The organism is Frankia sp. EI5c, from assembly GCF_001636565.1.
Lineage (GTDB): Bacteria > Actinomycetota > Actinomycetes > Frankiales > Frankiaceae > Parafrankia.
The window spans coordinates 418,259-425,218 of the sequence record NZ_LRTK01000005.1 but is presented as its reverse complement, the minus strand read 5'-3'; the positions used below and the strand labels follow the sequence as shown (position 1 = coordinate 425,218).

Below are 6,960 nucleotides of genomic sequence, written 5' to 3'. Positions count from 1 at the left end.
GAGACGGGGTGGTTCGGGCGGTGACGCGGTTCGCTCAGGCGGTGACGTCGCGGCGGCGGAACAGTACCGCGGTGATCAGGGCCGCCACCGTGCAGAAGAGCAGCACGCGCAGACCGGCCTGCGCGTAGGTCGTGGAATAGCCGGTGCCGCCGACGGCCAGGATCTCCATCAGGTGCGCCGGCAGCCAGCCGCCGGCCGGGCCGTAGATCCGGGACACGAGCATCTCCACCGGCAGGGCGTAGGCCAGCCCGACGGCGATCGCGGCGGCCGGCGACCGCAGCACCACGGCGGCCAGCGCGCCGACGGCGGCATACCCGAGGGCACCGAGGGACACGTTGACCAGGCTCCGCCCGAACTGTGCAAGGCCCGCGAGGGATGTCCACTGGTCTGTCGGGATGCCCCTCACCGGAGCGAGGGCGAACGACAGCCCCACTGCCACCAGAGCCGACACGGCGACCACAAGCACGACAAAGACCGCCAGTGCCAGGCACTTGCCGGCGAGCAGGCGCAGCCGGTGGGGCTGCGCGACGAGCTGGTTGCGCAGCGTCCCCCGGGAGTACTCGCCGGCCAGCGCCGCGGCCGTCACCGACAGCGCGACCACACCCAGCAGGATCGTCACGGCCTCCAGGCCCTCGCTGACCCCTGACGGGGCCGCGAGCATGGCAACCGTCACCGGATCGCCGTCGAAGTCGGTGCGGCCGGTCGAGAAGATCGTCAGGGTCGCGCCCAGCGCGGCGACGGCGGCGACGGCGGCCAGGGTGCCGAGGAGGAAGCGCCGGCGCAGCAGCGGTACCCATTCGGAACGGAAGGCGTTGATCAAGTCGCGCCACCTCGCATGCTCAGGTCTCCGTCGACGTCCCCGGTCGCCCGCAGGAACGTCTCCTCCAGGTTCGGGCGGTGGGTCCGGATAGAGCGCAGTGTTATCCCGGCGCGCATCGCCAGCCGGTTGATATCCGCCGCCAGGACTTCGGGCGCGTGCGCGATCACCACCGGATGCCGTTCGACCAGGGTCGGGACGGAGCGTGCCTCGTCCGCCGTCTCGATCTCGGTGCGCAGCCCGGCGGAACCGAGGACGCCGGCCAGCCGGACGGCGTCGTCATCGCGTTCCGGCACCATCAGAATGCGCGGGTCCTCGGCTGCCAGCAGGTCGGCGACGTGCCCCTGGAACAACATGCGACCACTACGGATCATTACCAGGTGATCGCAGATCTGCTCGACTTCGGAAAGGAGATGGCTGGAGACGAAAACGGTCATCCCGGTACCGGCGAGATCCCGCAGGAGTGTGCGGATCTCGCGGATTCCGGCCGGATCAAGCCCGTTGGTCGGTTCGTCGAGAATCAGCAGGCTCGGGCTGGGGAGCAGCGCCGCGGCGATGCCGAGGCGCTGTTTCATGCCCAGCGAGTAGGAACCGAAGTTGTCGTCCGCCCGGCCGGCGAGCCCGACCTGGCCGAGGACCTCGTCGATCCGTTCCCGCCGGGCGGACCGGGTGCCCCGGCCGCGCCGGCCGTCACGGCCCCGCCGCGGCGCCTTCCCGATCCCGCGGAGCAGGGCGAGCTGCTCCAGGTTGCGCCGGGCGGACAGCCCCGGGTGGAAGGTCGGCCCCTCGATCATGGCCCCGGTGCGGCCGAGGTAGCGCTCGGGCGCGCTGACCGGCTCGCCCAGGACGTGGGCGTCACCTTCGCTCGGTCGTACCAGCCCGAGCAGCATGCGCAGCGTTGTCGACTTCCCGGCCCCGTTCGGCCCCACGAACCCGGAGAGCGCGCCGGAAGGTATGAGCAGGTCCAGGTGGTCGACGACCCGCCGCTGCCCGTACTGCTTGGTCAGCCCGCGCGTACACACCGCCGCGTCGCCGCGGGTGAGCCGCGGGCGCCGCGGCGCGGTGTCCCGTTCCGGGCTGCCCGGCAGGTCGCCGGCCAGCGGCTCGGTGGTCGCCACCGGACGGTGGTTGCGGCGTGCCGGGCCTCCCGGCAGGCCCGGTCGCCCCGGCGCCGCGGAACCGCCCGGCGCCGCGGAACCGCCCGGCACGTCCTGTGACGCCGGCCGGCTGGACATCCCGTATACCCGGGGCAGGCCGGGCGTCGGCGACATTCCGGCCCTCCCGGGCGGCGAGGGCTCGCGGCCACCGGCTGCAGAAGGCCGGTGGCGCCCCGATCTCGCGGGCATACCAGGCGTCATCGCGGAATCGATGAGGTCGTCATCGTCGGACTGCTCTCCTTTGCTCGAGGGCGACGGCCGGGCTCCGTTCGACGCGGTGTCACGGTGTCACCGGGGCGGGAAATCACCCGCCCGCTGGTGCTGGTGGCGGGTCGCCGCGCCTCGTCGACCTGGTTCGTCGGACACGGATTTCCTGCGCTCCTTTCATCGAACGAACGCACGGTAGCTGAATGTTCCGGACGGTGTCCTGTCGAGCGGAGAAGTGATTGGGCTGGTGCGGCCATTCCGCCGCGCGATCCGGACATGTGGCCGAAAACGGGGTGCGGCGGTTGGCGAGAACATGTTTGACGGACGATTTTTCGCTTCCGTTCCGGTGACTTTCGGCGAGTGATTTCCGGGTCGGGGTGTGTGCAGTGCGTGACAGGTGGCGACCGGGTCCGGGTGAACCGGGTTTTCGTCGGGGGCCGCCGGGTATCTCAGCGCGACCTTCGGGTCCGCCCGGTCCGCGTCCGGCGGCGGGGCGGTCGTCGACGGGGGAGCGATCGATGGTCTGGTTCGTGCTCACCTCACTGGTGGTCGGCCTCGCGGTGGCACTCGCGGTTCGCGCGGTACTTCCCGGGACCAGACCGCTGACCCTGCGGATGGCGGCCGTCCTGGGCTGGCTCGGCGCGCTGGCGGGAGCCGGGGCGGGCCGGGTGTTCCTGGGCGCGGCGGGGCTCGCCGCGCACCCCGTGCGCGGCGCGTTGGCCGGGCCGCTGCTGGGTGCCCTGTTCGTCCTGCTCGTGGGCTGGGGTGTGCGCAGCCACATTCACCACAGTGGCCCGCGCCCCCCTCGGCCGCGGCCGTGGTCCGAACGGCCGGGTGAACCAGCGCGACAGCCGGTCGAACCAGCGCGCCCCGCGCCCCCGCCAGGCCGGTAGCGGCCGGCGCCGCGTCCCGGTCGCCCGGTACTGAACGCGCAGGTGCGGTGTTTGTCAGTCGTGGTTGCGGTACTCCTGGTTGCCAGTCGCCTGGCCGCTGGTTGGTTGTCATTTCCGCTGGACGACAATGTCCGTCGGGGACTAGTGCGGCCGTCGGGTCAGGGTGGTCGACCTCGTCGCCGGGCGCCCCGCGGGGCACCGGTCGTGATCGTCGGATGGGTGATGCGTGTCGGGGCGCGCTGGAAGGAGAAGGGTGGGGGAATCGGCGGGCCTGCGGAGCGGTATCCGGGTGCTCGTCGCGATCTCGGTGGTTGCCCTCGCCGCGATGCTCGCCCTGGCGATCTTCGCCGCGTTGCGGGCGAGTGGTGCGGCGGCGGAGCGTGGTGAACGGCTCGACCCCGCCGCGACGACGACCGCTCTGCTGCTTGCGGACTTCGTGGACCAGGAGAGCGCGGTCCGTGGCTATCTGATCACCGAGCAGCCGAACTTCCTCGGTCCGTACAACGAGGCCGACCGCACGATCCCCCAGCAGATGAACCGGCTGCAGCAGCTGCTGGCGGACTTCCCCGAGCTCGTCGAGGGCACCGCCGCGGTCGAGGTCGCCTACCAGGCCTGGCGCAGTGACGTGGCCGAGCCGGAGGTCGCCGCGATGGAGGCCGGCGACGTCAAGGGTGCGCGTGACATCGAGAAGTCCAGCGGCCGGGTCCGGTTCAACGAGCTTCGAGGGAGCGTCGGCGACCTGGGGATGGCGATCGCCGCCGAGCAGACGGAGGCCTCCGGCCGGCTGGAGAACGCCGCGGTTCTGCTGCTCAGCTCGCTGGCCAGCGCGGCGGTTGTGATCATCGGTGTGGTCTTCTCGGTGCTGCATGTGCTGCGCAGGTGGCTGCTGCGGCCCATCGACGCGCTGCGGCGGGCGGTGAACTCCGTCGCCGCCGGCCGCTATGACACCCGGATCCCGGAGGTGGGGCCGTCGGAGATCGTGGAGCTGGCGGGCAACATCGAGGCGATGCGGGCCCAGCTCGTCCAGCTGGTGCGGCAGAACGACCGGTCCTGGGAGGCGCTAGCCCAGGAGGGACCGGCGGTGATGGCGCTGCGCGACGCGCTGACCCCGTCCGTCCTGCGGGCGCCGGGGCTGTTGCTGCGGGGTCGGGTCGACCCGGCCCGGGGTGAGCTGGCCGGGGACTGGTACGACTCCTTCCAGCTTCCCGACGGGCGGATCGGCGTCGTGGTCGGCGATGTCTCCGGTCACGGTGCGGTCGCGGGTGTCTTCGCGTTGCGTCTCAAGCAGCTTCTCGACGCGGCTCTCACCAGGGGCGCCGACCCCGGCACGGCGATCGAATGGGTCGTCGACAGTCTCGGGGAGACCGACGAGATGTTCGCCACCGCCGTCGTCGCGGTGGTGGATCCGGCCAGCGGCGAGGTCCGGATCGCCAACGCCGGGCATCCCGAGGCGCTGCTGCTGCGGCGGACCGGCGAGGCCGGTGCCCCCGCGGTGCGCTCCGGGGACGCCGACCCGGCCTGCCCGCAGCGAGCGGCCGAGCGGACGGCCGAGGGCGCCCGGGAGCCCTCTCCCTCGTGCTCGTCCTCGGATGACGCCTACGTGACCGCGTCAGCCGCCTCCGCGGGGGTTGCCGGAACACCCGCGGGCCCGGGCGCTTCCGGGCCGGAGGCCGCCGCCGGGCCCGCGGCCCTGAGCGCCGCCGCGGTGGGCGACGCCACCGCGAGCCCGGCTGCCCCCACGCGGCGCAGAACCGAGGTGACCCGCCTGGGCTCCACCGGCCCCATGCTGTCGAACCTGCTGGCCACCGAGGGCGCCTGGCATACGAAGACGCTGCGCCTGGAGCCCGGGGACGTCCTGTTCGTCTACACCGACGGCCTGGTGGAGGCCCGCGACGACGCCAACCGTCAGTTCGGCGTCGACCGGCTCGTCGCCGAACTGCTCCGGGACGCCGACCGTGGCCCGGCGGAGCTGCTGGACGCCGCCTTCGACGCTGTCCGCCGGCACGCGCCGGGCCGCCCGAGTGACGACCGCACCGCCATCGTCGTCGCCCGGACAGCCCGCTGAACCGGCACCGATCGGACATCCCGCACTGTCGGCAGCGCGATCGTGCTGCTGAGGCGTCACGCAGGCTCCGAGGGGTACATGTCCGACCATGACTGACGAGTCGGGTTCCGCGCCTCAGGGGACGGTCGTTGCGGAAACGGACGGGCCCGGCGGGCAGGACGAGCCGGGACGCGCACGGCGCCCGGGCAACCGGTTGCGGGTCCGCCCCATGCGCCTGGTCGCCTATCTCGTGCTGGCGGTTCTCGTGCTGGCCGGGGCCGCCCTTGCCACCGGTTGGCGGCCCTCGATCCCCAACCCCTTCGAGAAGCGCACGATCGACCGCAGCTCCCCGGCGGTACTGCGGTCGCTGGAGGATCTCAGCGAGTACCACGCCGGGAGCGCGCACATGGAGGTCGTCGTCGACCTCGAGGACGACAGTCGCTGGATCCCGTCCGCGCTGCGGGGTGAGCGCACCCTCTTCGTCGGCGTGGGCAGTGTCGACGCGGTCGTGGACTTCGGTGCGTTGGCGGACGACGCGGTGACGGTGTCCGAGGACCGGCGGTCGGNGACCATCAACCTGCCGGCACCCACCCTGTCGGAGCCCCGTCTCGATCTCGAAAAGAGCTACGTCGTCGCCCGCCAGCGCGGTGCGCTGGACCGGGTCGGCGGCCTGTTCGGCGGGCAGAGCAACGACTCCGAGCTCTACCGGGAGGCCTCGGCGAAGATCGGTGCGGCGGCGCAGGCGGACGGTGAGGTGCTCGAGCTCGCCCGGACGAACACCACGGCCATGCTCCGCGGCCTGCTCGGTGCGCTCGGCTTCACCGACATCACGGTGAACTACGCGGAGGATCCGCGGTGACCCCCACCTCGGTGGGGATGCGGTAGCTCCCCGGGCGGCAGCGGCCGCCGTCGCGCACGTGCCCGGCCAGAACGTCGTTCTGGCCGGGCACGTGCGTTTTGTGCCGGCGTCCCGGCGCTCGCGGGGCCCGTGGGCGCTTGCGCCGCCGGGGTGGCCGGGTGCTCCCGGGGGCCTCCGGGTGGCCCTTCTCACCGGCTCGCGAGGTTTGCCGGCTGTCCGGGCCGTAACGGGGATGACCGGGGTGTCCGTGCGGGCCACCTGGCAGGGTTACGCACATCGATCGCATGTGACTTGCTTAGCCCACTTGCCTTCGCAAGCTTGAGTCCTCTAGACTCATGAACTGTCAGGGNGGGCCACCCAAGGCCCAACAGGCAGAGGCCACGCACGAGGCACCGCTCAGAGGGGAGTCATACGACAATGAGCACCTACCTGTGGGACCCGTTTGCCGCGTTCGAGCGCATGGACCGTGAGTTCAACGAGATCGTCCGGCGTTCCTGGGGCTCGCGGGACCGCGCTGTCCGTCCGCTGCGAGCCATCCCNCGGCCGCAGAACGTCGTCCCGTCGGCGGACGTGCTGGTCGACGGTGAGGACGTGCTGATCAATCTGGAGCTGCCGGGAGTCGACGTCGAGAAGGACGTGACTGTCGAGATCGACCGCGGGGCGCTGGTCGTCCGCGGCGAACGTTCGTCCGATCAGGAGAAGACCGAGAACGGCCGGGTTCACCGGGAGCGCTGGCACGGTTCGTTCCGCCGCGAGTTCGCCCTGCCGGAGAACGTGGACGCGACGGCGATCAGCGCGCGCTACGACCGTGGTGTGCTGACCGTGCGGCTCGCGGGAGCGGCGGTGCCGCCGCGCAGCACCCGGATTCCCGTGGCCGCCGCGGCCGCCCCGGCCGCGCTGCCGACGGGCGGGGACGCCGCCGCGGCGGAACACGCCGCCGAGTCGTCCTCCGCTTCCTGAGGGGCGCGGGCGGCCGGCGGTCG

6 protein-coding genes and 2 pseudogenes are annotated in these 6,960 nt (G+C 72.4%); 6 read left to right on the top strand and 2 right to left on the bottom strand.

Annotated features, from left to right (window positions below):
• Positions 1 to 34: 34 nt before the first annotated feature.
• Entirely contained in the window at positions 35 to 820 is a 786-nt protein-coding gene (locus tag UG55_RS03455; RefSeq protein ID WP_066062527.1) for an ABC transporter permease subunit, read from the bottom strand.
• Positions 817 to 1,935, bottom strand: coding sequence for an ATP-binding cassette domain-containing protein (locus UG55_RS03450; protein ID WP_396230785.1), 1,119 nt, complete (start codon positions 1,933 to 1,935; stop codon positions 817 to 819). The genes UG55_RS03455 and UG55_RS03450 overlap by 4 nt, the downstream gene beginning before the upstream one ends.
• 764 nt (positions 1,936 to 2,699) lie before the next feature.
• Between UG55_RS03450 and UG55_RS03445 the strand changes: the two genes are divergently transcribed.
• The 6 genes and pseudogenes from UG55_RS03445 to UG55_RS03430 form a co-directional block, all read left to right on the top strand.
• A complete protein-coding gene (locus tag UG55_RS03445) occupies positions 2,700 to 3,074 on the top strand; it encodes a hypothetical protein (RefSeq protein ID WP_066062524.1) in 375 nt (124 codons plus the stop codon).
• 253 nt (positions 3,075 to 3,327) lie between these two features.
• Positions 3,328 to 5,139: a PP2C family protein-serine/threonine phosphatase gene (locus tag UG55_RS03440; protein WP_066062521.1), complete on the top strand. Its 1,812-nt coding sequence runs from the start codon at positions 3,328 to 3,330 to the stop codon at positions 5,137 to 5,139.
• Between the two features lie 88 nt (positions 5,140 to 5,227).
• Positions 5,228 to 5,684 (top strand): annotated as a pseudogene (locus UG55_RS45115) (DUF4230 domain-containing protein); the annotation flags it as partial.
• Position 5,685: 1 nt separating this feature from the next.
• A partial coding sequence (locus tag UG55_RS31915) for a DUF4230 domain-containing protein (protein WP_242423660.1) occupies positions 5,686 to 5,977 on the top strand: 292 nt, incomplete at its 5' end.
• Between the two features lie 417 nt (positions 5,978 to 6,394).
• Positions 6,395 to 6,516 (top strand): annotated as a pseudogene (locus UG55_RS31910) (Hsp20/alpha crystallin family protein); the annotation flags it as partial.
• Between the two features lies 1 nt (position 6,517).
• Positions 6,518 to 6,937, top strand: a 420-nt coding sequence (locus tag UG55_RS03430) for an Hsp20/alpha crystallin family protein (protein WP_242423659.1), incomplete at its 5' end; no start/stop codon positions are given.
• Positions 6,938 to 6,960 lie beyond the last annotated feature (23 nt).

Coding starts and splice junctions, on each gene's coding strand:
- UG55_RS03445 (WP_066062524.1), top strand. CDS start 2,700: ATGGTCTGGTTCGTGCTCACCTCACTGGTGGTCGGCCTCGCGGTGGCA.